This window comes from Saccharopolyspora sp. ID03-671, from assembly GCF_045278815.1.
GTDB lineage: Bacteria > Actinomycetota > Actinomycetes > Mycobacteriales > Pseudonocardiaceae > Saccharopolyspora > Saccharopolyspora ipomoeae.
The window spans coordinates 4958634-4980903 of record NZ_CP134054.1 but is presented as its reverse complement, the minus strand read 5'-3'; the positions used below and the strand labels follow the sequence as shown (position 1 = coordinate 4980903).

The window sequence follows — 22270 nt, the reverse complement described above, 5'->3', positions numbered from 1 at the left end:
CTGACGAATGAAGGAGGCCGTCATGGGCATCATCGGATGGATCGTTCTCGGCTTGATCGTGGGGGCCATCGCGAAGCTGATCATGCCGGGCAAGGACCCGGGCGGCATCATCGTCACCATGCTGCTCGGAGTCGTCGGGGCCTTCCTCGGCGGACTGCTCGGTCAGTGGCTCTTCGGCATCGGCCTCGAGACGTTCTGGTCGCTGCAGACCTGGATCGTGGCGATCATCGGATCGGTCGTCGTCCTCGGCATCTACCGCGTGATCGTCGGTCGCAAGGCGGTCAAGGGGTAGTCACCGCTCACCGTTCACCGGGGTGCCGCGCGAGCCGGGTTCGCGCGGCACCTTTTTCGCTGCTGATGCCGGGCAGGTGGCCGACCGGGCCCCGATCGGGTGTGCGAGGATGAGGGCGATCGTGGATCGCCGTCCGGCGGTGCGCGAAACCCAAGCAACAGGCTTTCCGGCCGCGGGTGGCCGGTGTGGCGCAGGAGGGGAACGTGGCGAGCACCGAGCTGGAGAAGAAGCCCAGCCAGGCCATCGACCCGGCCGAGGAACCGTCGGTCGAGTGGGGCTGGCACGGCGGTTTCCCGAAGGGCACCCAGATCGCCGGCTGGTTCTCGGTCGTCGCGATCCTGCTCATGCTGATCGGCAACCACCAGGGCATCCTCAGCGGTGGCGGGCACTTCAAGATGGAGGACCTCTGGCTGATCGGCACCGCCGCGGTGCTGGCCGTCGGCCTCTTCTACGACCTGGCCAAGAACAAGCGCCGCCGCTGACCGCAACTCCGCGAAGAGCCGCCCCTCGGTTTCGAGGGGCGGCTCTTCGCCGTTTCGCACCCCGAGCAGCGGTGCCTCGCGGCGGTGGAGGGGGAATCGCGTTCCGCGGTGCTCACCAGCGGACAGTTTTAGCCATAATTGTCCGGGCAAAACGGACATTGATCATGGGTGATTATGGCTAAAACTGTCCCCTGCCGCGTTCAGCGCAACGAGTGGCGCGAGAAGAAGTCCATGATCAGCGGTGTCGCGTCGATCGGAGCGGGAGCGTCGGAGTCCGGGTTGGGGTGCGTCGCGGGCCAGTCGTGAGCGACGGAGTCCATCCGGTAGTGCACGACCTCCGCACCGCCGTCGCAGCCGCGGTGCTCGACGCGGTGCACCCCGTCCCCCTCGTCGCGGGTGACGGGCTCCGCCCGGCAGCCGTTGCGCTCGGCCCAACCGGCCAGCCAGTCCGGGATCGGCGGGAGCCCTCGTTCCTCGTCGCCGTCGTAGGGGATCGTCTCGTCGACCGCCCCGTGGAAGTCGAGGATCGGCGCCGGGCGATCCGGGTCGCACTCCCCGCCCTGCGGGTAGAAGGCACCGGACACCGGCGCGAACGCGGCGATCCGGTCGCTCATCCGGCAGGCCAGCACACCGGTGAACCCGCCGCCGTTGGACTTGCCCGCCGCGTAGATCCGCGCCGGGTCGACGCACAGGTCGCGCTCCAGCTCGTCGAGCACGTCCCCGGTGAACCGCACGTCGTCGACGTCGGCCGAGTACGGCGCGCCCTGCCAGGCGGTCTCACCGTCGGTCCCGACGAGCCCCTGCGGGTAGACCGCGATGACGTCAGTGCCGGAGAACTCCGACAGCTCCTCCTGGTAGGCGGAGTCCCGCGAATGGCCGTGGAACGACAGCACCACGGGCGTCGGCCGCGCAGGCGCGTAGCTCTCCGGCACGTGCAGCAGGTAGCTGCGGGCGACCCCGCCGGAGACGATCTCCCTGCTCACCGTCTCCCCCGGCCGCACGTCACCGTTCCCGCACCCCGACGTCCCGGGCGCCCCGGGCACTTCGGCGTGGGCGGGCGCGGCGAGCAGCACCACCGCCGCCGCGACGATCGAATGAACCGCAATGCCACGAACTCTCAGGTCAGGCACCGTTGCCTCCCAGCTCGACCACTCGGACCTGAGGATCATCGACCACCGGAAGCCGGCTCACCCGCTTCTGTTCATTGCGGTCACGAGATCAGGGTTTCAGGCGCCACAACGCATCCATGGGAATCGCGCGCAGCTTGTCCCCGAACGGCAGGGTCTGCTGCCCGGTGTAGAGCACGTAACCGGCGACGAAGCGATCACCCACCTGTTTCTCCAGATGCCGTATGCCCGCCAGGTCTTCGCCGCGCACCGTCGAGCCCGCCTTCACCTCGATCCCGATCACGCGGCCGTCCGGAGTCTCGATCACCGCGTCGACCTCGACCTTGTCCTTGGTTCGGTAGTGGAACAGCTGTCCCCGCACCTCGGACCAGGTCAGCTGCCTCGCGAGCTCCATGACCACGAGGTTCTCCAGCACCGATCCGGCCGCACCGCCGGGTTCGGCCAGGCGGTTCACGTCCTGCCCCAGCAGGTGGCAGGCAACACCGGTATCGGTGAACGCGAGCTTCGGCGTGCTCACCGCGCGATGCGTGTGACCCGAGGACCACGCAGGGATCCGCTTGATCAGGAAGACCGATCCCAGCAGATCCAGGTAGCGCGTCAACGTGGTCCTCGGGATGCCCGCCTGGTTCGACAGCGCCGACGGAACGAGCAAACCGCCCACCCGTCCTGCGAGCAGTGAAAGCAGCCGCATCAGCTCACCGTGACGCTCGATGCTGGCCAGTTCCAGGACGTCTCGTTCGATGAGCGTGGACAGGTAGGAGTCGAAGAACGCGCTGCGCCTGCGCGGATTTCGCCGGACGGCCTCGGGAAATCCGCCGATCGTCGCCCGTTCCAGGTAGTCCCGGCGCTTCAGCGTCGACGAGTGATCGAGATCAGGCCCGTGCGCGAACGCGGCGTCGATGAAACCGTCCGGCTCGCCGTCGATCTCGCCCTGCGAGAAGGGCCAGAGCTCGATGATCTCCATCCGTCCGGGAAGCGCATCGGGCAGCGCCCGCAGCGCGAGCACCCGGGACGACCCGGTGAGCAGGAACCTGCCGGGACGCGGGTCGCGGTCGACGGTCAGCTTGATGGAGCTGAGCAGTTCTGGAGCCAGCTGGATCTCGTCGATCACCATCAGACCGTCGTGCTCGACGAAATCGGCCGGCGCCTCGCTCGCGGACTTCGCCGTCGTGGGGTCGTCGAGGAAGCGCATCACCGGGTCGTCGGCACGGCCTGCGGTGAGCCGAGTGAGCGTGCTCTTCCCCGCCTGCCGCGCACCGTTGACGAGCACCACCCGGGTATCGTCTAGAGCTTCGACCACAAGCCCCTCAGCATGCCGGTCGACCAGCGAGTTCTTCTTTCCCACGACACCATGGTAGACGATCAGTGGTCAATTAGCCGCTGCGTTCGTGGACACCTGGCCGCTGGGTTCGTGGGCGGTTGGCCGGGTCACTCCTCGGCTGCGAGCTGGCCGCAGGCCGCTGCGATCTCCTGGCCCCGGGTGTCGCGGACCGTGCAGGAGACGCCGGATTCGCGGACCCGGCGGACGAACTCGCGCTCGACCGGCTTGGGGCTGGCGTCCCACTTGCTGCCCGGGGTCGGGTTCAGCGGGATCAGGTTGACGTGCGCGAACTGGCCGAGGTGCTTCTTGAGCAGCTTGCCGAGCAGGTCGGCGCGCCACGGCTGGTCGTTGATGTCGCGGATCAGCGCGTACTCGATCGAGACCCGGCGGCCGGTGTGGTCGGCGTAGCCGCGGGCCGCGTCGAGGACCTCGGCGACCTTCCAGCGGTTGTTGACCGGCACCAGCGTGTCGCGCAGCTCGTCGTCCGGGGTGTGCAGCGACACCGCGAGGGTGACGTGCAGGTCCTCGGCCGTCATCTTCCGGATCGCCGGGACCAGGCCGACCGTGGAGACCGTCACCGAGCGCTGCGACAGGCCCAGGCCGTCCGGCGCCGGGTCGCAGATGCGGTGCACCGCGTCGATCACCCGGCGGTAGTTCGCCAGCGGCTCGCCCATGCCCATGAACACGACGTTCGACAGCCGCCCCGGCCCGCCCGGGACGTCGCCGTCGCGCATCATCGCCGCCGCCGAGCGGACCTGGTCGACGATCTCGGCGGTGGACAGGTTCCGCTGCAGCCCGCCCTGGCCGGTCGCGCAGAACGGGCAGGCCATGCCGCACCCGGCCTGGCTGGAGATGCACACCGTCGCGCGGTCCGGGTAGCGCATCAGGACGCTCTCCAGCAGGGTCCCGTCGTGCGCCTTCCACAGCGTCTTGCGGGTCGTGCCCTCGTCGGTGTCGAGGTTGCGGACCGGGCTGAGCAGCTGCGGCAGCAGGGCTGCGCCCAGCGCCTCGCGGCTGCCCGCCGGGATGTCGGTCATCGACGCGACGTCGGCGTTGAGCCTGCCGAAGTAGTGGTTGGCGAGCTGCTTGGCGCGGAACGGCTTCTCCCCCAGCTCGGCGACGACGGCCTTCCGCTCCTCGGCGGAGAGGTCGGCGAGGTGGCGCGGCGGCTTGCCGCGGCGCGGGGCGTCGAAGACGAGCGGCAGGGATTTCGTAGACATAGCGCCCCACAGTGTCCCACGTCGGCGAACGATCTCTCCGGGCAGCCGGGGCACCGTCCGCCGTTGGACATTCCGGTGCGCCGAGGTAGGGTTTTCGGCGTGGCGAAACCCGAACTCGCGAGCCGCCGAAACATGGCCGTGCTGGCCGTGCTCGCGATGCTCGTGTCGGGCTGCGGCACCGGGCTGAGCCGGCCCGATGACGACCGCAAGCACGTGGTCACCACCTTCACCGTGCTCGCCGACATGGCCCGCAACGTCGCCGGTGACGCGCTGGTCGTCGAGTCCATCACCAAGCCCGGCTCCGAGATCCACGAGTACGAGCCCACCCCCAGCGACATGCTCAAGGCCGCCAAGGCCGACGTGGTGCTGGACAACGGCCTCGGCCTGGAGCGCTGGTTCGACCGGTTCGTGCAGCGCAGCGAGGCCCGGCACGTGACGCTGACCGAAGGCGTCGAGCCCATCCCGATCCGCAGCGGCGAGTACCAGGGCAAGGCGAACCCGCACGCGTGGATGTCGCCGCGCACCGCCGCCACCTACGTCACCAACATCCGGGACGCCTTCATCCGGCTCGACCCCGCGCACGAGGCGACCTTCCGCGCGAACGCCGACGCCTACCTGGCCCGGCTCGCCGAGATCGACCGCTACCTGCACGACGAGCTCGCGTCGCTGCCCGCCTCGCAGCGCGCGCTGGTCAGCTGCGAGGGGGCCTTCTCCTACCTCGCGCGGGACGCCGGGCTCTCCGAGGCTTACCTGTGGCCGGTCAACAGCGAGTCCGAGGGCACCCCGCGGCAGATCCGGTCCACCGCCGAGTTCGTGCAGGCCAACCGGGTTCCGACTGTGTTCTGCGAGTCCACCGTCAACGACGGGCCGCAGCGCCAGGTCGCCCGCGAGACCGGCGCCCGGCTGGGCGAGAAGCTCTACGTCGACTCGCTGTCCGGCCCCGAGGGAACGGTGCCCACCTACCTGGACCTGCTGCGCCACGACGCGCGCGCCATCGTCTCCGGCCTGCGCGGAGGAGCCCCGTGAAACCGACCGACGCCGTGAAACCGAACGCCATCAGCGCCCACCACGTCACCGTCCGCTACGGCGACGTCCTCGCCCTCGACGACGTGTCGGTGGAGGTCGGCGAAGGACGCATCTGCGGCCTGCTCGGGATGAACGGGTCCGGCAAGTCCACCCTGTTCAAATCCCTGATGGGCCTGGTCAAGCCGGACACCGGCGACATCCGGATCATGGGCCGGAACCGCAAGCAGGCGCGGCGCGAAGGACTGCTCGCCTACGTTCCGCAGTCCGAGGCCGTGGACTGGACGTTCCCGGTGACGGTCGCCGACGTGGTGCTGATGGGCCGCTACGGGCACCTCGGCCTCACCCGCCGTCCCCGCCGCGCCGACAAGACCGCGATGCGCGCTGCCCTGACCCGGGTGGGGCTCACCGAGCTCGCCGACCGGCCCATCGGCGAGCTCTCCGGCGGCCAGCGCAAGCGGGCCTTCGTCGCGCGCGGCATCGCCCAGGACGCGCGGCTGCTCTTCCTCGACGAGCCCTTCGCCGGGGTCGACAAGAAGTCCGAGGCCATGATCAGCGCCCTGCTGCGGGAGCTGCGCGACGAAGGGCGCACCGTGATCATCTCCACCCACGACCTGGCCAGCGTCCCCGAGCTGTGCGACGAGGCGGTCCTGCTGCAGCAGCGGGTGATCGCCCACGGCCCGATCGATGAGGTGCTGGCGCCCGAGACGCTGGCCCGCACGTTCGGGGTGGAGGCGCGATGATCGAGTTCCTGCTCGAACCCCTCCAGTTCGGGTTCATGCAGCGCGCGCTGCTGGTCAGCCTCGCCGCCGGGCTGGTGTGCGCGGTGCTGTCGTGCTGGGTGACGCTGATCGGCTGGTCGCTGCTGGGCGACGCCGTCTCGCACGCCGTGCTGCCCGGGGTCGTGCTCGCCTACGTGCTGGGGATGCCGTTCTCGGTCGGCGCGTTCCTGTTCGGCGGCCTGGCGGTCGGGTTGATCGCGGGCGTGCGCAGCACCACGCGGCTCAAGGGCGACGCGGCGATCGGCGTGGTGTTCACCGGCCTGTTCGCGCTCGGGCTGGTGCTGGTGTCGCGGATCCCCAGCCAGGTCGACCTCAACCACATCCTGTTCGGGAACGTCCTGGGCGTCACCGACTTCGACATCGCGCAGGTGCTGATCATCGCCGCGGCGGTGCTGGCCGTGGCGGTGCTCAAGCGGCGCGACCTGACCCTCTACGCCTTCGACCCCACCCACGCGCACGCGGTCGGCATCTCGCCGCGCCGGGTCAGCGCGCTGCTGCTGACGATGCTGGCGCTGACGGTCGTGGTCGCGCTGCAGGCGGTCGGGGTCGTGCTGGTCACGGCCATGCTGATCACGCCGGGCGCGACCGCGTTCCTGCTGACCAAGCGCTTCCCGAAGATGCTGCTGACGGCTGCGGTCCTGTCGGTGCTGTGCGCGATCACCGGCACCTACCTGAGCTTCCACATCGACACCTCGACCGGCGGGATGATCGTGGTCTGCCAGGCCGCGCTGTTCGCGCTGGTCTACCTGCTGGCGCCGACGCAGGGCGTGATCCCCCGTGCGCTGCGACGACGCACGCTGATCGCCGACCGGACGACCGCGGGCACCGGCGCGCCCGTATCGTGAAAGTATGCCGAGCGAAACCGAGCGACCCTCGTCTTCGGTGGAGGACTACCTCCGAGCCATCTACGGCCTCCGCGAACGGGGCGAACAGGTCACCAACGCGACGCTGACGGCTCGCCTGGGACTCAGCCCCTCCTCGGTCTCCGGGATGATCAACAAGCTGGACCAGCTGGGCCTGGTCACCCACGTCCGCTACCGCAGCGTCGAACTCACCCCCGAAGGGCTCCGGCTCGCGCACGCCGTGCTGCGCAGGCACCGGCTGATCGAGCTGTTCCTGGTCGAGGAGCTCGACTACAGCTGGGACGCCGTGCACCGCGAGGCCGACGCGCTGGAGCACGCCGTCTCCGACGAGCTCGTCGAGCACATCGCCGCCAAGCTCGGCAACCCCACCACCGACCCGCACGGCGACCCGATCCCCACCGCCGACGGCGAGCTCGCCGCGCCCCGCACGCGCCAGCTCGACCAGATCGAACCCGGCACCACCGGCATCATCGCGCGCGTCTGGGACACCGACTCCGAGCTGCTGCGCTACCTCACCGAGCACGGGCTCACGCTCGGGGCGCGCATCGAGATCGTGGAGCGCAAGCCCTTCGGCGGCCCGCTCGTGGTGCGCGTCGGCGACCCCGAGAAGGCCGAAACCCACTTCGTCGGCGACGAGATCGCAGCAGCCCTCTCGATCAGCGTGCAGAACTGAGGACTTGCTCCGCTCAGCGGTGCGGGTAGCGGAACCTGAGCGCCTCCGCGGACTCCGTGCGCCGCTCCTGCATCAACAACCCCCAGGGTCGGCCGTCAAGCGCGAACCGACCGCGTGCGGGGGACCACCTGCTGCGCGGGGGCCTCCGGCTCGACCTGGGCGATCTCCTCGCCGTAGATCTGCTCGGTGATCAGCCTGCTGTGCAGCTCGTCGGTGCGGTGCGCGCCGAGCACCGCCATGAGCAGGTCGAAGCGGCTGTTGGTCAGCGTCACCGCGACGTAGCAGAAACCGCCCATGCCCGCGAAGACCAGGCTCGCCACGATCCACATGTCGAATCCCTGCGCCAAGGTCATCACCGAGGCGCCCAGGGCCACCGCGGAACCGAAGGCGACACCGCGCGCGATCAGCGCCTGCCGGAACATCGACCGGAACACCGGGTACTGGTGGCACAGCTGGCGCACCAGGCGCGCGCGCTCATCGCGATCGAGTTGAGCGAGCCGGCTCAGACCCGCGGTCACCGGCTGCGCCGCGCGGAATGACATGGCCGCTCCCGAAGAAGACCCGTGTGCGTGCAGACGACGCTTCCCAGTCGATCACGTGGTTCGGCGGCTATCAAGGCGTCATTCGGGGGCTTCGCATTGCGGGCGGGCGGTGCAGACGTGACGCTGCCTACAACGACAGGGTTTGGCGGGGGTGATCGTCGTGGGCATCGCACCGGGAGCGCCCGGATGGGCCGATCTGGCATCGCACGAGACCGAAGCCGTGCACGAGTTCTACACGGGGTTGTTCGGCTGGCGCTGGGTGCAGCGCTGCGACTGCTCGGTGGCCCTGGCCGGGGACGTCCCGGTGGCCGGGCTGGTGCCACCGGAATCCGACGACGTCCCGGCCGCGTGGACGCTGTACCTGGAGTGCGGTTCGACCCGGCGCGCGACCGAGCAGGTCCGCGCGCTGGGCGGCAAGGTCATCGTGCCACCGACCGAAACCCCTGGTGACGAGATGTTCCTCGTCGCCGAGGACCCGACCGGCGCGGTCGTGGGCCTGTGGGAAGCACCGGAGAACGCGACGTTCGGCTGGGAGCGCGCGGGCGCGCTGTGCTGGGCCGAGCTGCACACCCGCGACGCCTCGGCCGCCGACCCGTTCTACGCCGACCTGCTGGGATACCGGCAGCAGCAGATCGGCGAGCCGGGCGGCGCCTTCGACTACGCGGTCTGGCAGGTCGGCGACCGGCCGCTGCTGGGTCGCCTCGACGCGAGCTCGTCGCTGCCGGACGGCGTTCCACCGCACTGGCAGCTGTACTTCCAGGTCGACCCCGATCACGACGCCGACTCGGCGGTCGGCAAGGTGCGGGCGCTGGGCGGCGAGGTGCTGCGCGAACCCACCGACTCCCCGCACGGCCGGCTGGCGGTCGTGCGCGACGTGGTGGGCGCGAGCTTCACCCTCATCGACACCTCGCAGCGCAGCGGCTGACCTACTCCAGCACCAGCGGGTCGAGTTCGGCGATGTGGTCGCGGTCAGCGATCACCTCGATCTCGGTGATCCGGCCGTCGCGGAAGGTCAGCAGGAACACCGAGTGGGCCTTGCCGCGCGGCGCGTAGGCCGCACCGATGGTGTCGGCGATCAGCGCCGGGCGGGCCAGCTTCGCCCCGCCGTGGAAGACCTCGGCCACCGCGTTCGCGCCGCGCGCCTCGGCGGCGAGGTCCGGGGCACCGGCCTTGCGGGCGCGGGCGGCCAGGTCCACGGCCTGGTCGTCGGCGCGCAGCACCACGTCCGGGTCGAGCACGTGGAGCAGACCCTCGAAATCGCCTTCCCTGGCCGCGCGCAGGAAGGCCTCGACGACCTCGCGCTGAGCGAGCGGGTCCGGTTCGGGGCTGCCGCCGCTGCGGACCCGGCGGCGGGCGCGGCTGGCGAGCTGACGGGTGGCCGCCGGGCTGCGGCCGACGATCGCGGCGATGTCGTCGAAGGGCACCGCGAACATGTCGTGCAGGACGAACGCCAGGCGCTCGGCCGGTTCGAGGGTGTCGAGGACGACGAACAGCGCCAGCCCCAGCGAATCGGCCATCACCGCCTCGGACTCCGGCGTGGGCCCCTCGGAGCGCTCCGGCAGCTCCTCGGCGGGCTGCTCGGGCCGGGAGCGTCGGGCGCGGAGCACGTCGAGGCAGATGCGGCCGACGATCGTGGTCAGCCAGCCGCCGAGGTTGGCGACGTCGTCGGCGCCCGCCCGGTCCACCCGCAACCACGCCTCCTGCACCGCGTCCTCGGCTTCGGCGTGGCTGCCGAGCATGCGCAGCGCCACCGCCTTCAACCGCGCGCGGTGCTGCTCGAACCGCCTGGCCAGGAACTCGCTGTCGTCCATCGGTCACATTCCCTCGTCGTCGGCCGTCATGGGGGTGGACGAGCCGGACACGGCTCTTGTGACAGGGAGGTCCCCATGCAAGCACGAGTGAACAACCCGGCGATGCTCCTTCCGGGCGCGTTCGAGGCGATCCAGGCGTTGATGAAGACCATTCACGCGGCTGACGTCCCGGCGGAGACGCTGGAGCTGGTGCACCTTCGGTCGAGCCAGATCAACGGGTGCAGCTTCTGCGCGCACTACAGCTCGAAGCAGCTCAAGCAGCTCGGGTGCGACGACGACCGGCTGTGGGCGGTGGCGGCGTGGCGGGAGGCCCCGTACTTCACCGACGCCGAGCGCGTCGCCCTGGAGCTCGCCGAGGCCACGACCCGCGTCGCCGACCGCGGAGACCCGGTCGACGACGACCTCTGGAACCGCGTCACCGAGCACTACACCGAGGAGCAGATCGCGGCCCTCACCCTCATGATCGGGCTGTCCAACCTCTTCAACCGCGTCAACGCCGTCACCCGGCAACCCGCGGGCCAAACCTTCTGAGCCCTCCGCCACTTCACCCCCGGGTGCCTCGCGCTCGGGGGACGAGGGCGCGGCGGGGGAGGGTTCTAGTGAGAACTGTCCCGACATTTCGGGCATTGATCATGGGTGATTCGAGGAAAAACTGTCCCCTGCCCGGAAGGGCACCCACCGGGACCCAGGGCACGAAGGTCAGGGTGAGATCAGGCCCGCGGGTTTGGTGCGGGTTCGGAGGCGGTAGGTGACCGGGAGGGTGCGGCCCGGGGACTCGGCGACCGCGCGGGCGGCGGTCTTGGCGGAGAACTCGATGCGCAGCACCGCTTCGAGGGTCTCGCGGTCGTGGAAGCGCCAGAGCGTGGAGACCGTCGTGCTGGTGAAGTGGTGGCGGGTGAAGAACGACTCGATGGCCACCGGGTCGATCTGCGGGGCGTCGGCGCGCATCCAGTCGCCGTACGGCCGGGACGCCGTGTCCAGGTCGATGATCGCGAGCGTGCCGCCCGGCCGCAGCACCCGCTCCGCCTCGGCCAGACCCGGCTCGCAGCCCGGCCCGAAGAAGTACGCCGTCCGCGCGTGCAGCAGGTCAGCGCTGCCGTCGGCCAGCGGGAGCCGCTGTGCGGGAGCCACGCGCACGTCGACGCCCGGCGTGCCGGACATGCGGGTGCGGGCGCGCTCGGCCAGCGGTTCGTGCGGTTCCACCCCGATCACCGAACGCGCGGTGGCGGCGAAGAACGGCAGGTGGAAGCCGTCACCGCACCCGACGTCGACGACGTCCAGACCGGCCCAGTCGCGCTCGGCGCGCAACGCCGCCCACAGCGCGCCGGTCGAGTCCTGGGCGCGGTTCTCCGCCTCGTAGACCTCCGGCCAGTTCCAGATGTTCGGGCTCGGAGTGACCTCGGGAACCCGCTTCTCGCGCCAGGCCCGCATCAGCTCGGGATGAGCCAGAACAGCATCATCCAGGCCAGCGGAGCCGACGGCAGCAGCGAATCCATCCGGTCCATCAGACCGCCGTGCCCGGGCAGCAGGTTGCCCATGTCCTTGATGCCCAGATCGCGCTTGATCACCGACTCCATCAGGTCGCCGATCGTCGCGCTGCACACCAGCGCCGCGCCGACCAGCGCACCCATCCACCACTGGCCGTCGAGCATCAGCCACACCGACAGCACACCGGCCAGCACACCGCCGACCATCGACCCGCCGAAGCCCTCCCAGGACTTCTTCGGGCTGATCACCGGGGCCATCGGGTGCTTGCCGAACAGCACCCGAACGCGTACCCGCCGGTGTCGGAGGCGACCACGCAGATCAAGAACACCAGCGCCCGGAAGGCTCCGTCCTCCGGGCGCACCAGCATCGCGGCGAACGCCGTGAACAGCGGCACGTAGGCCGCGGTGAACACCGACGCCGTGACGTCGCGCAGGTAGCCGTCGACGCCGTCGCGGAAACGCCAGACCAGGCAGCCCAGCACAGTGATCGCGAACGAGATGAGGATGCCGCGCAGCCCGAACGGCCAGGACAGCCACATCATGGCCTGCCCGCCGACCAGCACCGGGACCAGCGAGACGCGGATGCCCGCCGCGCGTCGCACGGCTTGGGCCAGCTCGACGGTCGAGACCAGAGCGGCCGCTGCGGCGATGCCGATGAACACGAAACGGACCATCAGCAACGAGAGGATGACGGCCGCCCCGAGCACGACCCCGACACCGATGGCGGCGCGGAGGTCACGACCGGCCCGGGATGGACGCGAAGGCGGGTCCGGAATGCCGTCGGCCGACATTCCGGACTCGTCTGCACACTGGCCGGGCGTCACCACTCAGACCTCGAGGAGTTCCGCTTCCTTGTGCTTGAGCAGCTCGTCGACCTGACCGGTGTAGCGGTGGGTCAGGTTCTCGAGTTCCTTCTCCGCACGCGAACCCTCGTCCTCGCCGGCTTCGCCGTCCTTGACGATGCGCTCGATCTCTTCCTTGACCTTGCGGCGGATGCCGCGGATGGTGACCCGGCCTTCCTCGCCCTTGCTCTTGGCGACCTTGACCATCTCCTTGCGGCGCTCCTCGGTCATCTGCGGGATCGCGACGCGGATGAGCTGACCGTCGTTGGAGGGGTTGACGCCGAGGTCGGAATCGCGGATCGCCTTCTCCATCGCCTGGATCTGGCTGCCGTCGTAGGGCTTGATGACGACCAGCCGCGCCTCCGGGACGGAGATGCTGGCGAGCTGGTTCAGCGGCGTCGGCGATCCGTAGTAGTCGACGACGATGCCGGAGAACATCGCGGGGTTCGCGCGACCGGTGCGGACGGAGGCCAGCTCGTCCTTGGCCACCTCCACAGCCTTTTGCATCTTCTCCTCGCCTTCGAGAAGAGCTTCGTCGATCACGGCTGCTCCTTAAGTCTGCCGACCAGTGGACTTTGCAAGTGTGGCGTGTCGCTCGGCCGGCCGAACCGGCGGCCCCGCGACCAGATCAGGATCCAGCACCGTCACAGCTTCTCGGCGCCCGGGGTGCTGACCAGCGTGCCGATCTTCTCACCGCCGACCGCGCGGGCGATGTTGCCTTCCTCCAGGAGGTTGAACACCAGGATGGGCATGTGGTTGTCCATGCACAGGCTGAACGCCGTCGCATCGGCGACCTTCAGACCCTTCTCGAGCACCTCGCGGTGGGTGATGTGCTCGAACAGCTTCGCGTCCGGCGTGGTCTTGGGGTCGGCGGTGTAGACGCCGTCGACGGCCTTGGCCATCAGCACCACGTCGCAGCCGATCTCCAGGGCCCGCTGCGCGGCGGTGGTGTCGGTGGAGAAGTACGGCATGCCGGTGCCGGCGCCGAAGATGACGACGCGGCCCTTCTCCATGTGCCGCATCGCGCGCCGCGGGATGTAGGGCTCGGCGACCTGGCCCATGGTGATCGCGGTCATCACGCGGGTGTCGATGCCGTGCTCGCGTTCCAGGAAGTCCTGCAGCGCCAGGCAGTTCATCACGGTGCCCAGCATCGCCATGTAGTCGCCGCGCGCGCGGTCCATGCCGCGCTGCTGCAGCTCGGCGCCGCGGAAGAAGTTCCCGCCGCCGATCACGATGGCCACCTCGACCCCGTCGGCGACGATCTCGCCGATCTGCCGGGCCACGGTGGCGACCACCTCGGGATCGATTCCGACGCTGCCGCCGCCGAACATCTCGCCGCCGAGCTTGAGCAGCACGCGACCGTAACCGCGCTTAGCCGGGCCGTCGTCGGTCACTTGAATCCTCCCGCGAGGTCTTGATTGTGCACGTCATCAGGTGTTGTGCGGGTCGTGAACCGGATACCCGCCTCGTGAGCGACCGATACCCGTCGCGGCCCCGCCGAGGCGGGACCGCCGTGTCGTGAAGCGCCCGGAGGAGGCAAAAGTGGCCACCTCTGCAAAAGCGCCCCGCCTCCGGGCTGAAGGCGGGGCGCGGTGCCGTCTTGCACGGCCGCCGGGGCCGGGTGCGCCGGCCGGCCCGTCACCGGGCGCGACCGGCCTCCGCCGCGGCGTGGATCAGGCCTGGCCGACCTCGAACCGGACGAATCCGGTCACGGTCACGCCGGCCTCGTCCAGCAGGGCCTTGACGGTCTTCTTGTTGTCCTGCACGGACGGCTGGTCCAGCAGGCAGTTCTCCTTGAAGAAGCCGTTGAGGCGACCCTCGATGATCTTCGGCAGGGCCTTCTCCGGCTTGCCCTCCTCCTTGGCGGTCTCCTCGGCGATCCGGCGCTCGTTGGCCTGGATGTCCTCGGGGACCTCGTCGCGCGAGAGGTAGGTGGGCTTGAGCGCGGCGACCTGCATCGCGGCGCCGCGGGCGGCCTCCGCGTCGTCACCGGTGTACTCGACCAGCACGCCGACCGCCGGGGGCAGGTCCGCGGAACGGCGGTGCAGGTAGGTGGCCACCTGACCGTCGAACTTCTTGACCCGGCGCAGCTCCAGCTTCTCACCGATCTTGGCGGAGAGCTCCTGGATGACGTCGGCGACGGTCTTGTCGTCGAGCTTGGCGGCCAGCGCCGAGTCGACGTCGGTCGCGCCCGCGGCGGCCGCGGCGGCGACGACCTTGTTGGCCAGCTCGATGAACTCGTCGTTCTTGGCGACGAAGTCGGTCTCGCTGTTGATCTCGATCAGCACGCCGCCCTCGGCGACGACCAGGCCCTCGGCGGTCGCGCGCTCGGCGCGCTTGCCGACGTCCTTGGCACCCTTGATGCGCAGGCTCTCGACGGCCTTGTCGAAGTCGCCCTCGTTCTGCTCAAGAGCCTTCTTGCAGTCCATCATGCCGGCGCCGGTCAGCTCGCGAAGACGCTTGACGTCGGCCGCACTGAAGTTCGCCATCGTGCGTAGTCCGTCCCTGTTGATACGGAATTGGAAGATCTTTCCGAAATGTCGGACCCGACACCGCGCGATGCGCCGCGATCAGCGGCCGTGCTCTCGGCCCGGCGTGGGTCCGGTTGCCAGTGTGACTGGCGGGCAGCCTGATCGCGCTGCGCACCCGCCGAAGGTTCAGCGGGTGCGCAGCGCGGGTGATCAGGACTGCGCGGGCTGCTGCTCGCCGCCCTCGGCAGCCTGGCCGGAACCGGCCAGGAGCTCCTTCTCCCACTCGGCCAGCGGCTCGCCACCGGCCGGCTTCTCCTCGCCGCTCTCGGCGGCGGGGGAGCCGTTGTTGCGGCCGGAGCGGGCCATCAGGCCCTCGGCAACACCGTCGGCGACCACGCGGGTCAGCAGCGCGGCGGAGCGGATCGCGTCGTCGTTGCCCGGGATCGGGTAGTCGACCTCGTCGGGGTCGCAGTTGGTGTCCAGGATCGCGACGACCGGGATACCGAGCTTGCGAGCCTCGCCGACGGCGATGTGCTCCTTCTTGGTGTCCACGATCCACACGGCGCTGGGCACCTTGGACATGTCGCGGATACCGCCGAGCGTCTTCTCCAGCTTGTCCTTCTCGCGGGTCAGCATCAAGATCTCCTTCTTGGTGCGACCCTCGAAGCCACCGGTCTGCTCCATGGTCTCGAGTTCCTTGAGACGCTGCAGACGCTTGTGGACGGTCTGGAAGTTCGTCAGCATGCCGCCCAGCCAGCGCTGGTTGACGTACGGCATGCCGACCCGCAGGGCCTGCTCGGCGATCGCTTCCTGCGCCTGCTTCTTGGTGCCGACGAACAGGATCGTGCCGCCGTGGGCGACGGTCTGCTTGATGAAGTCGAACGCACCATCGATGTAGGTCAGCGTCTGCTGCAGGTCGATGATGTAGATGCCGTTGCGCTCGGTGAAGATGTAGCGCTTCATCTTCGGGTTCCAGCGACGGGTCTGGTGCCCGAAGTGCACGCCGCTGTCGAGCAGCTGCTTCATGGTGACGACGGCCATGGCCTGTGTTCACCTCTTGAGTCGGGCGCATCCCGGTCCGGGGACGCGCGTTGGGTTGCCGCGACGAGCCGGGTGACTCGCCGCCCTGGTGCCCGGCCCGGCTCCCCCACCCGCCCTGGAAGGGGCGGGACCGCGAGGGACCCGGCTGGTCTGCTGCGCGGACCCCGGAACGATCCGGAGGACCTGCGCGGCGACGTACGCGCGGGCACGCGTAGTCGGTTCGTGCGCACACGAAACCGCGTGGACAGTGTACTGGACGCGCAACCCACCACCCGATCGCGCACCGGCAGTTGTCCACAGCCGCCCGGTTTGTCCACAGATTCGCCGTCGGTCCTGGTCATCGCCGACGCGCGCGGGTCAGGTTGGAGGCATGCGCATCCTGATCGCGATCCTGCTCGGCGCCGCCCTCGCCTGCTCCGCCGGACTGGCCGTCGCCGCCGCTCCTTCCGCGCCCCCGGAACCGTCCGGACCGGTGGCGCTCGGGTGGCCGCTGGAACCGCCGGAGGTCCTCCGGCCGTTCGACGAGCCCGGCTCCGCGTTCGGTCCGGGGCATCGCGGGGTCGATCTGGCCGGGCGGCCCGGGCAACCGGTGCTGGCCTCCGCCGACGGCGTCGTCGCGCACGCGGGGTGGCTGGTGGACCGCGGCGTGGTCTCCGTCGAGCACGCCGCGGGACTGCGCACCAGCTACGAGCCGCTCGCGCCGACCGTCTCCCCCGGCGACCGCGTCACGCGCGGGCAGGTGATCGGCCACCTCGAAGCCGGGCATCCCGGCTGCGCGGCACCGGCCTGCCTGCACTGGGGTGCGCGGGAGGGCGATCGGTACCGGGACCCGCTCGAACTCGTCGCCGGCTCCCGGGTGCGGCTGCTGCCCTGGTGATCCCTCCGGGCGATCAGACCTGCTCGGTGAGCTTGGTCCGCAGGCGCAGGACGGCGCGGGTGTGCAGCTGGCAGACCCGCGACTCGGTGACGCCCAGGACCCGGCCGATCTCGGCGAGGGTCAGGTTCTCGAAGTAGTAGAGGGTGACGACGACCCGGTCGCGCTCGCTGAGCCGCTCGACGGCCTCGGCGAGCTGGCGGCGGCTGTCGCGATCGACCAGCGCGGCCACCGGGTCCTCGGCGCGGTCGTCGGGCAGCGTCTCGGCCAGGGAGGACTGCGCGTGCCCGGCGCCGATCAGGTCGTCCAGCGCGACGACGCTGGTCATCTGCAGCTGGGCGAACAACTCGCGCAGCTCCTCGATGGACAGCTCCAGCTCCTCGGCCAGCTCCGAGTCGGTCGCGGTGCGCTGCAGCTTCGCCTCCAGCCGCTCCAGCGCGCGCTCCACGTCGCGGGCGCGGCTGCGCACCGAGCGCGGCACCCAGTCCTGGGCGCGCAGGTCGTCGAGGATCGCGCCGCGGATGCGCTGCATCGCGTAGGTCTCGAACTTCAACCCGCGCTCGGGTTCGAACTTCTCGATCGCGTCGACCAGGCCGAAGATCCCGGACTGGATCAGGTCCGAAACCTCCACGTGCGACGGCAGACCGGTGCCCACCCGCCCGGCGACGTACTTCACCAGCGGCGCGTAGTGCAGCACCAGCCGGTCGCGCAGCTCCTGGGTGGGACGTTCCCCGAACGCCTGCCACAGCGCGACGATGCCCGCCTCGACCTCGTCACCGCTGCGCTGGCCGCCTGCGTCCCACGCCGACTCGACGGTGGCCAGAGCCAGCGCACCGGGGAGCTTCGGTCGGTGGCCATTGGCCGCACCGCCGTGGTCGCGGGCGTTCACCGGTGCCGAGTTCGCACTCGCGGCCACCGTGTCGGCGCCGCCCCCGGCATGGTCAGGAACGGGGGTGGGTTCGGTCATGGATCGCCTTCAGCCGTTCAACGGTCACGTGGGTGTAAAGCTGGGTCGTTGCGAGCGTAGCGTGACCAAGCAACTCCTGAACGCTACGGAGGTCTGCGCCACCTTCCAACAAATGGGTCGCAGCCGAGTGCCGAAGTCCGTGCGGCCCGAGATCGGGCGCGCCACCGACCGCGCCGACGGCGTCGTGCACGGTCCGGCGCACTGCCCTGGGATCGAGCCGTCCACCCCGGACTCCCAGGAACAACGCGGTGTTCGACGGTTCCCGCAGCAGTTTAGGCCGTCCGTCGCGGAGCCATCGATCGAGTGCCGCATCGGCGGGTACACCGAACGGCACAACCCGCTCCTTGTCCCCTTTACCGATCACGCGCAGGACCCGTCGTTCGCGATCCACATCACCGACGTCCAACCCGCACAGCTCGGCGACCCGAACACCGGTGGCGTACAGGACCTCCACGACCGCGTGATCACGGAGAGCGACCGGATCGCCCTGCTCGGCGCCGGACGCCGAGGCGCTCATCGCCTCGCCCGCCTGGTCGGCGCGCAGCACCGGCGGCAACCTGCGCGGACGCGACGGCACCGCCAGTCGCGGACCCGGGTCGGCGGGCAGCAGCCCGGCCTTGAACGCCCAGGCCGTGAAGGCCCGCGCCGACGCCGTCCGGCGAGCCAGCGTGGATCTGCTGACGCCCGCGCCGTGCTGCGCGGACAGCCATTCCCGCAGCACCGACAGGTCGAGGCCGCTCAGGCCCGCGTCACCCGCGACCTCGGCCACGCGGGCCAGCAGCGAGACGACGTCGGCCACGTAGCCGCGCACGGTGTGGACGGACAGACCGCGCTCGGCGGAGAGGTGCCGCTCGAAGGAGTCCACAGCGGAGCCCAGTTGTTCGGGCAGCCCGGCCCGGACCTCGCCGAGGTCGGGCCGACTGGCTCGCGGGCGTCCAGCGGTCATACCTCGACGCTCGTCGCAATCGATTCTCCGGTCAAGCATCGCCACGCGAATTCCGCTGTTTCCGAAGTCACGTTGCGAAATGATGCCATTACATGTTGTCACGAAATGCGCTGGGCACGACGACCGTCCATGCTGGAACTCGCTGATCGGAGTCGGTTCTCCCTTCCATTCCCCGGAATCCCTTTCATCGAGCTTTCACCCGTCTTTCTCTTCACCTCTTTGTCGCAGTCCACCCGCTTTCCGTTCGTCGCGCGAAGCCGTCGAGTTCCAGTTCGGGCAGCACCGCGCGCACCCGGCCGAGCCGCAGCCCGCAGTCGCGGGCCAGTTCCTCGTCGCTCGCCGAGTCCATTCCGGTCATCGCGTCCAGCACCCGCCGCGCGTCCGGGTGCAGCCGGTCCGTGGCGCGCGAGCACCCCTCCCGCTCCTCGGCCGGCCGCACGCCCAGCGGGCTGAGCAGCTCCACGATCTCCTCGGTCCGCGTGACCAGCACCGCCTGCCCGGACCGCACCATGCCGTGGCAGCCCACCGAGTTCTGCGAGGTCACCGGCCCCGGCACCGCCAGCAGCGGTCTCCCCAGCAGGTCCGCGGTGTTGGCCGTGTTCGCCGCGCCGCTGCGCGCCCCCGCCTCCACCACCACGGTGGCCTGGCCCATCGCTGCGATCAACCGGTTGCGCACCAGGAACCGGTGCTTGCGCGGCGGCGTTCCCGGCGGGTACTCGCTGACCACCGCGCCCTGATCGGCGATCGCGCGCAGCAGCCTGCCGTGCCCGGCCGGGTAGTCCAGGTCGGCGCCGCAGGCCAGGAACGCCACCGTGCGCCCGCCCGCCGACAGCGCGCCGCGATGCGCCGCCCCGTCGATGCCGTAGGCGGCCCCGGAGATCACCGCGAACCCCGCCTGCGACAGCCCGTGCCCGAACTCGGCGGCCACGTGCTCGCCGTACCCGGACGCCGCGCGGGCGCCCACGACCGCCACCGCCCGCTCGGCGAGCTCGGAGAGCTCGACCCGGCCCCGCACCCACAGCGCCAGCGGCTCGGCCATGTCCGGCAGCTCCACCTCCCGCGCTCCGGCGAGCTCGGCGAACGCCTCCTGCGGCCAGCCGGGGCCCTCCGGGACCAGCAGCCGCAACCCGGCCTCCTCCCCGGCCCGCAGCACACGCTCACCGGAGAGCTCACCGCGCCGCGACTCCACCTCCGCCAGCACCTGCGCGGGCGCCCGCTCGCGCAGGATCGCGTCCACGGCACCGCGCGCCCCGCGCTCGGCGACGAACCCGGCCAGCGCCTGCGCCGGTGGCTCGGCCACCGCCGACAGGAACGCCCTCGCGCGCAGCAGTTCCTGCCGGGTCTTCTCGCCCAGCGACGCCCACCTGCCCATCAGGCCGCCCTCCTGTCCCGGAACTCGAGCGCGGCGGCGACGTGGTCCGCCGCCGGCCGCGGACTGCCGTCGAGGTCGGCCAGCGTCCAAGCCACCCGCAGGCAGCGGTCGGCGCCGCGCGCGGTGATCGCCCCCGCTTCCAGACCTCGTTCCAGCAGGGCCGTGGTCTCCTCCGGCAGCGCGAACTCCTTGCGCAGCACCGGACCCGGCACCTCGGTGTTGGTCTGCCAGCCGTGGTCGGCCCACCGCTCGCGCGCCACCTCCCGCGCCCGCTCGACCCGCTCGCGGACCACCGCCGTGCTCTCCGGCTCGGCACCGACCGCGGTGCTCATCGCCGAGATCGGCCGGGTGCGCACCCGCAGGTCCACCCGGTCCAGCAGCGGACCGGACAGCTTGCCCAGGTAGCGCCGCCGCTGCTGCGGAGCGCACTGGCAGTCCAGCTCGCGCGCGGGCGCGCACGGGCACGGGTTGGTCGCCAGCACCAGCTGGAAGCGCGCCGGGTAGCGCAGCGTGCCGTCGCGGCGGGCCAGCCTGATCTCGCCCTCCTCCAGCGCCGTGCGCAACGCCTCCAGCCGCTTCGGCCCCAACTCGCAGGCCTCGTCGAGCAGGAGGATGCCCCGGTGCGCGCGGCTGACCGCGCCCGGGCGGGCCAGGCCGGTCCCGCCGCCGATCAGCGCCGGGATCGACAGCGACGGGTGCGGGGCGACGAACGGTGGTCGGCGGACCAGGAACTCGGTGGACTCGTCCCCCAGCGAGCGCAGAGCCGTGACCTCCAGCGACTCCGCTCTCGTCAGCTCCGGCAGCAGCCCGCACAGCCGCTTGGCCAGCATCGTCTTGCCCGTCCCCGGCGGCCCCACCATGAGCAGGTGGTGCCCGCCGGCGGCGGCGACCTCCAGCGCCCACCGGGCCTCCGGCTGGCCGAGCACGTCGGCCAGGTCCGGCACCTCCTCTGCCCGTGCCTCGGTCGGCGGCGGGGCGTCCTCGCGCAGGTCGGCGAGCTCGCGCAGCCAGGCGATCACCTCCCGCAGGTGGTCGGCGCCGAGGATCTCGATGCCGTCCACCAGGTGCGCCTCGGCCAAGCCCTCGACCGGCACCACCGCGCGCCGCACGCCGTAGCGGCGCGCCGCCAGCAGCGCGGGCAGCAGCCCGCACACGCGGCGCAGCCGTCCGTCCAAGGCGAGCTCGCCGAACAGGACCGTGCCCTGCAACCGGTGCGCGGGGACCTGCTCGCTGGCCGCCAGGACCGCGCACGCCAGCGCCAGGTCGTAGGTCGTGCCGCCCTTGGGCAGCGCGGCCGGGGACAGCGCGAGCGTGATGACCCGGTCCACGGGCCAGTCCTCCCGGCAGTTCTGGATCGCCGCCGCGACCCGGTTCTTGGCCTCCTTCAACGCGTTGTCCGGCAGGCCGATGAGCTGCACCGAGGGCAACCCCGAGCGCACGTCGGCCTCGATCTCCACCAGCACGCCGTCGACCCCGAACAGCGCGATCGCCCACGTCTTGCGCAGCGCCACTCAGAACACCCCCTCCAGGTGCTCGACGCGCGCGGGCTCGCCCGGTGGCCACAGCACCGACACGACGTCGAAGCGCACCCGGCAACCGACCAGGTCGCGCTCGGCCAGCCAGGCTCGCGCCACGCTGCGGACGCGGGCCACCTTGTCCGGGCCGATCGCGCCCAGCGGGCCGCCGTAGTCCATCCCCGATCGGGCCTTGACCTCGCAGAACACCACCAGGTCGCCGTCGGTGGCGACGATGTCGAGCTCGCCGCGCGGACAGCTCCAGTTGCGGTCGAGCACGGTCAGCCCGGTGCTCTCCAGCAGCTCGGCGGCGATCCGCTCGCCGACCCTGCCCAGCTCGTGCCTGCGCCCGCCCACCAGGTGGTCGGACAGCGGCGCGGTGATCTTGTCGGTGCGCACGAGAACCTCCCCCGGATTCGACACGACTCCCGACCCGGCGGCCGAAAGGAGTTCGGCACCAACGATTCCGGGAACGGGATGAGCACCACGCTGCCCACCTGGAACCGAAATGCCAAGCAGATTTCCGAATCTGTGGATGAATTCGTCTGCTGTGGACAAACACCACTCACACCTACGTGTGGTGGATTTCGTGTATCCGGGTATTCGTTCATCGAATCCGA

Annotated in this window: 24 protein-coding genes and 1 pseudogene; 9 read left to right on the top strand and 16 right to left on the bottom strand. The window is 70.7% G+C overall.

Annotated elements, in window-relative coordinates:
- Window positions 1-22: 22 nt before the first annotated feature.
- On the top strand, window positions 23-292 hold the full coding sequence (locus REH65_RS23095) for a GlsB/YeaQ/YmgE family stress response membrane protein (RefSeq protein WP_281454853.1): 270 nt from the start codon (window positions 23-25) through the stop codon (window positions 290-292).
- Window positions 293-495: 203 nt separating this feature from the next.
- The gene (locus REH65_RS23090; RefSeq protein WP_281454854.1) at window positions 496-774 is read left to right on the top strand and encodes a DUF2631 domain-containing protein; all 279 of its coding nucleotides are present in this window, start codon (window positions 496-498) and stop codon (window positions 772-774) included.
- A 200-nt stretch (window positions 775-974) separates the two neighbouring features.
- Here the strand turns inward: REH65_RS23090 and REH65_RS23085 are convergent, their stop codons facing one another.
- From REH65_RS23085 to rlmN, 3 genes are all read right to left on the bottom strand, one after another.
- On the bottom strand, window positions 975-1904 hold the full coding sequence (locus REH65_RS23085) for an alpha/beta hydrolase family esterase (protein ID WP_406689052.1): 930 nt from the start codon (window positions 1902-1904) through the stop codon (window positions 975-977).
- A gap of 88 nt (window positions 1905-1992) precedes the next feature.
- Window positions 1993-3174 carry an ATP-binding protein gene (locus tag REH65_RS23080; protein ID WP_406689051.1) on the bottom strand — a complete coding sequence of 394 codons (1182 nt, stop codon included), beginning with the start codon at window positions 3172-3174 and terminating at the stop codon, window positions 1993-1995.
- A 155-nt stretch (window positions 3175-3329) separates the two neighbouring features.
- Window positions 3330-4442, bottom strand: a complete 1113-nt coding sequence (gene rlmN, locus REH65_RS23075) for a 23S rRNA (adenine(2503)-C(2))-methyltransferase RlmN (protein WP_406689050.1) — start codon at window positions 4440-4442, stop codon at window positions 3330-3332.
- A gap of 132 nt (window positions 4443-4574) precedes the next feature.
- Between rlmN and REH65_RS23070 the strand changes: the two genes are divergently transcribed.
- Genes REH65_RS23070 through REH65_RS23055 form a run of 4 tightly spaced genes read left to right on the top strand, consistent with a single transcriptional unit; the run spans window position 4575 to window position 7783 of the window.
- Window positions 4575-5468, top strand: coding sequence for a metal ABC transporter substrate-binding protein (locus REH65_RS23070; protein ID WP_406693219.1), 894 nt, complete (start codon window positions 4575-4577; stop codon window positions 5466-5468).
- Complete coding sequence (locus REH65_RS23065) at window positions 5465-6208, top strand: metal ABC transporter ATP-binding protein (protein ID WP_406689049.1); 744 nt, start codon at window positions 5465-5467, stop codon at window positions 6206-6208. The genes REH65_RS23070 and REH65_RS23065 overlap by 4 nt, the downstream gene beginning before the upstream one ends.
- Window positions 6205-7092 (top strand): metal ABC transporter permease, encoded by an 888-nt coding sequence (locus tag REH65_RS23060; RefSeq protein WP_406689048.1) that lies wholly within the window; start codon window positions 6205-6207, stop codon window positions 7090-7092. The genes REH65_RS23065 and REH65_RS23060 overlap by 4 nt, the downstream gene beginning before the upstream one ends.
- A gap of 4 nt (window positions 7093-7096) precedes the next feature.
- Complete coding sequence (locus REH65_RS23055) at window positions 7097-7783, top strand: metal-dependent transcriptional regulator (RefSeq protein ID WP_406689047.1); 687 nt, start codon at window positions 7097-7099, stop codon at window positions 7781-7783.
- A 95-nt stretch (window positions 7784-7878) separates the two neighbouring features.
- On the opposite strand, the gene REH65_RS23050 is transcribed toward REH65_RS23055, so the two are convergent.
- Window positions 7879-8325, bottom strand: a complete 447-nt coding sequence (locus tag REH65_RS23050) for a hypothetical protein (RefSeq protein ID WP_406689046.1) — start codon at window positions 8323-8325, stop codon at window positions 7879-7881.
- Between the two features lie 160 nt (window positions 8326-8485).
- Between REH65_RS23050 and REH65_RS23045 the strand changes: the two genes are divergently transcribed.
- Window positions 8486-9250 (top strand): VOC family protein, encoded by a 765-nt coding sequence (locus REH65_RS23045; RefSeq protein ID WP_281454860.1) that lies wholly within the window; start codon window positions 8486-8488, stop codon window positions 9248-9250.
- Window position 9251: 1 nt separating this feature from the next.
- On the opposite strand, the gene REH65_RS23040 is transcribed toward REH65_RS23045, so the two are convergent.
- Window positions 9252-10136: a sigma-70 family RNA polymerase sigma factor gene (locus tag REH65_RS23040; protein ID WP_406689045.1), complete on the bottom strand. Its 885-nt coding sequence runs from the start codon at window positions 10134-10136 to the stop codon at window positions 9252-9254.
- A gap of 75 nt (window positions 10137-10211) precedes the next feature.
- Here REH65_RS23040 and REH65_RS23035 point away from each other — a divergent pair, with 75 nt between their 5' ends.
- On the top strand, window positions 10212-10667 hold the full coding sequence (locus REH65_RS23035) for a carboxymuconolactone decarboxylase family protein (protein ID WP_406689044.1): 456 nt from the start codon (window positions 10212-10214) through the stop codon (window positions 10665-10667).
- Between the two features lie 168 nt (window positions 10668-10835).
- On the opposite strand, the gene REH65_RS23030 is transcribed toward REH65_RS23035, so the two are convergent.
- The 6 genes and pseudogenes from REH65_RS23030 to rpsB all read right to left on the bottom strand — a co-directional run bounded on the left by REH65_RS23030 (window position 10836) and on the right by rpsB (window position 15977).
- Window positions 10836-11567 carry a class I SAM-dependent methyltransferase gene (locus tag REH65_RS23030; RefSeq protein WP_406689043.1) on the bottom strand — a complete coding sequence of 244 codons (732 nt, stop codon included), beginning with the start codon at window positions 11565-11567 and terminating at the stop codon, window positions 10836-10838.
- Window positions 11567-12414 (bottom strand): annotated as a pseudogene (locus REH65_RS23025) (phosphatidate cytidylyltransferase). Before REH65_RS23025 ends, REH65_RS23030 begins: the two are co-directional and overlap by 1 nt.
- A gap of 36 nt (window positions 12415-12450) precedes the next feature.
- Window positions 12451-13008: a ribosome recycling factor gene (gene frr / locus REH65_RS23020; protein ID WP_281454865.1), complete on the bottom strand. Its 558-nt coding sequence runs from the start codon at window positions 13006-13008 to the stop codon at window positions 12451-12453.
- Between the two features lie 101 nt (window positions 13009-13109).
- On the bottom strand, window positions 13110-13859 hold the full coding sequence (pyrH, locus tag REH65_RS23015; protein ID WP_093413360.1) for a UMP kinase: 750 nt from the start codon (window positions 13857-13859) through the stop codon (window positions 13110-13112).
- 279 nt (window positions 13860-14138) lie between these two features.
- Complete coding sequence (gene tsf / locus REH65_RS23010; protein WP_281454867.1) at window positions 14139-14954, bottom strand: translation elongation factor Ts; 816 nt, start codon at window positions 14952-14954, stop codon at window positions 14139-14141.
- A 192-nt stretch (window positions 14955-15146) separates the two neighbouring features.
- Entirely contained in the window at window positions 15147-15977 is an 831-nt protein-coding gene (gene rpsB, locus REH65_RS23005) for a 30S ribosomal protein S2 (protein ID WP_281454868.1), read from the bottom strand.
- Between the two features lie 370 nt (window positions 15978-16347).
- On the opposite strand from rpsB, the gene REH65_RS23000 reads away from it, so the two are divergent.
- Window positions 16348-16854 carry a M23 family metallopeptidase gene (locus REH65_RS23000; RefSeq protein WP_406689042.1) on the top strand — a complete coding sequence of 169 codons (507 nt, stop codon included), beginning with the start codon at window positions 16348-16350 and terminating at the stop codon, window positions 16852-16854.
- Window positions 16855-16867: 13 nt separating this feature from the next.
- Here REH65_RS23000 and whiG read toward each other — a convergent pair whose 3' ends face one another.
- The 5 genes from whiG to REH65_RS22975 all read right to left on the bottom strand — a co-directional run bounded on the left by whiG (window position 16868) and on the right by REH65_RS22975 (window position 22049).
- Window positions 16868-17818: an RNA polymerase sigma factor WhiG gene (whiG, locus tag REH65_RS22995; RefSeq protein WP_281454870.1), complete on the bottom strand. Its 951-nt coding sequence runs from the start codon at window positions 17816-17818 to the stop codon at window positions 16868-16870.
- Window positions 17793-18764, bottom strand: a complete 972-nt coding sequence (locus REH65_RS22990) for a tyrosine recombinase XerC (RefSeq protein ID WP_281455169.1) — start codon at window positions 18762-18764, stop codon at window positions 17793-17795. The genes whiG and REH65_RS22990 overlap by 26 nt, the downstream gene beginning before the upstream one ends.
- Before the next feature lie 211 nt (window positions 18765-18975).
- Window positions 18976-20136, bottom strand: a complete 1161-nt coding sequence (gene dprA / locus REH65_RS22985; RefSeq protein WP_281454871.1) for a DNA-processing protein DprA — start codon at window positions 20134-20136, stop codon at window positions 18976-18978.
- On the bottom strand, window positions 20136-21647 hold the full coding sequence (locus REH65_RS22980) for a YifB family Mg chelatase-like AAA ATPase (protein ID WP_406689041.1): 1512 nt from the start codon (window positions 21645-21647) through the stop codon (window positions 20136-20138). The genes dprA and REH65_RS22980 overlap by 1 nt, the downstream gene beginning before the upstream one ends.
- Complete coding sequence (locus tag REH65_RS22975; RefSeq protein ID WP_281454873.1) at window positions 21648-22049, bottom strand: YraN family protein; 402 nt, start codon at window positions 22047-22049, stop codon at window positions 21648-21650. It abuts the gene before it with no gap.
- Between the last annotated feature and the right edge of the window lie 221 nt (window positions 22050-22270).

What these genes read in the sequence shown, in the direction of transcription:
- dprA (WP_281454871.1), bottom strand. Translation starts at nt 20,136, where the DNA reads ATGGGCAGGTGGGCGTCGCTGGGCGAGAAGACCCGGCAGGAACTGCTG.
- REH65_RS23060 (WP_406689048.1), top strand. Translation starts at nt 6,205, where the DNA reads ATGATCGAGTTCCTGCTCGAACCCCTCCAGTTCGGGTTCATGCAGCGC.
- REH65_RS23055 (WP_406689047.1), top strand. Translation starts at nt 7,097, where the DNA reads ATGCCGAGCGAAACCGAGCGACCCTCGTCTTCGGTGGAGGACTACCTC.
- rpsB (WP_281454868.1), bottom strand. Translation starts at nt 15,977, where the DNA reads ATGGCCGTCGTCACCATGAAGCAGCTGCTCGACAGCGGCGTGCACTTC.
- REH65_RS23035 (WP_406689044.1), top strand. Translation starts at nt 10,212, where the DNA reads ATGCAAGCACGAGTGAACAACCCGGCGATGCTCCTTCCGGGCGCGTTC.
- REH65_RS23030 (WP_406689043.1), bottom strand. Translation starts at nt 11,567, where the DNA reads ATGCGGGCCTGGCGCGAGAAGCGGGTTCCCGAGGTCACTCCGAGCCCG.
- whiG (WP_281454870.1), bottom strand. Translation starts at nt 17,818, where the DNA reads ATGACCGAACCCACCCCCGTTCCTGACCATGCCGGGGGCGGCGCCGAC.
- REH65_RS23040 (WP_406689045.1), bottom strand. Translation starts at nt 10,136, where the DNA reads ATGGACGACAGCGAGTTCCTGGCCAGGCGGTTCGAGCAGCACCGCGCG.
- REH65_RS22990 (WP_281455169.1), bottom strand. Translation starts at nt 18,764, where the DNA reads ATGACCGCTGGACGCCCGCGAGCCAGTCGGCCCGACCTCGGCGAGGTC.
- REH65_RS23095 (WP_281454853.1), top strand. Translation starts at nt 23, where the DNA reads ATGGGCATCATCGGATGGATCGTTCTCGGCTTGATCGTGGGGGCCATC.
- REH65_RS23050 (WP_406689046.1), bottom strand. Translation starts at nt 8,325, where the DNA reads ATGTCATTCCGCGCGGCGCAGCCGGTGACCGCGGGTCTGAGCCGGCTC.
- REH65_RS23070 (WP_406693219.1), top strand. Translation starts at nt 4,575, where the DNA reads ATGGCCGTGCTGGCCGTGCTCGCGATGCTCGTGTCGGGCTGCGGCACC.
- REH65_RS23000 (WP_406689042.1), top strand. Translation starts at nt 16,348, where the DNA reads ATGCGCATCCTGATCGCGATCCTGCTCGGCGCCGCCCTCGCCTGCTCC.
- rlmN (WP_406689050.1), bottom strand. Translation starts at nt 4,442, where the DNA reads ATGTCTACGAAATCCCTGCCGCTCGTCTTCGACGCCCCGCGCCGCGGC.
- tsf (WP_281454867.1), bottom strand. Translation starts at nt 14,954, where the DNA reads ATGGCGAACTTCAGTGCGGCCGACGTCAAGCGTCTTCGCGAGCTGACC.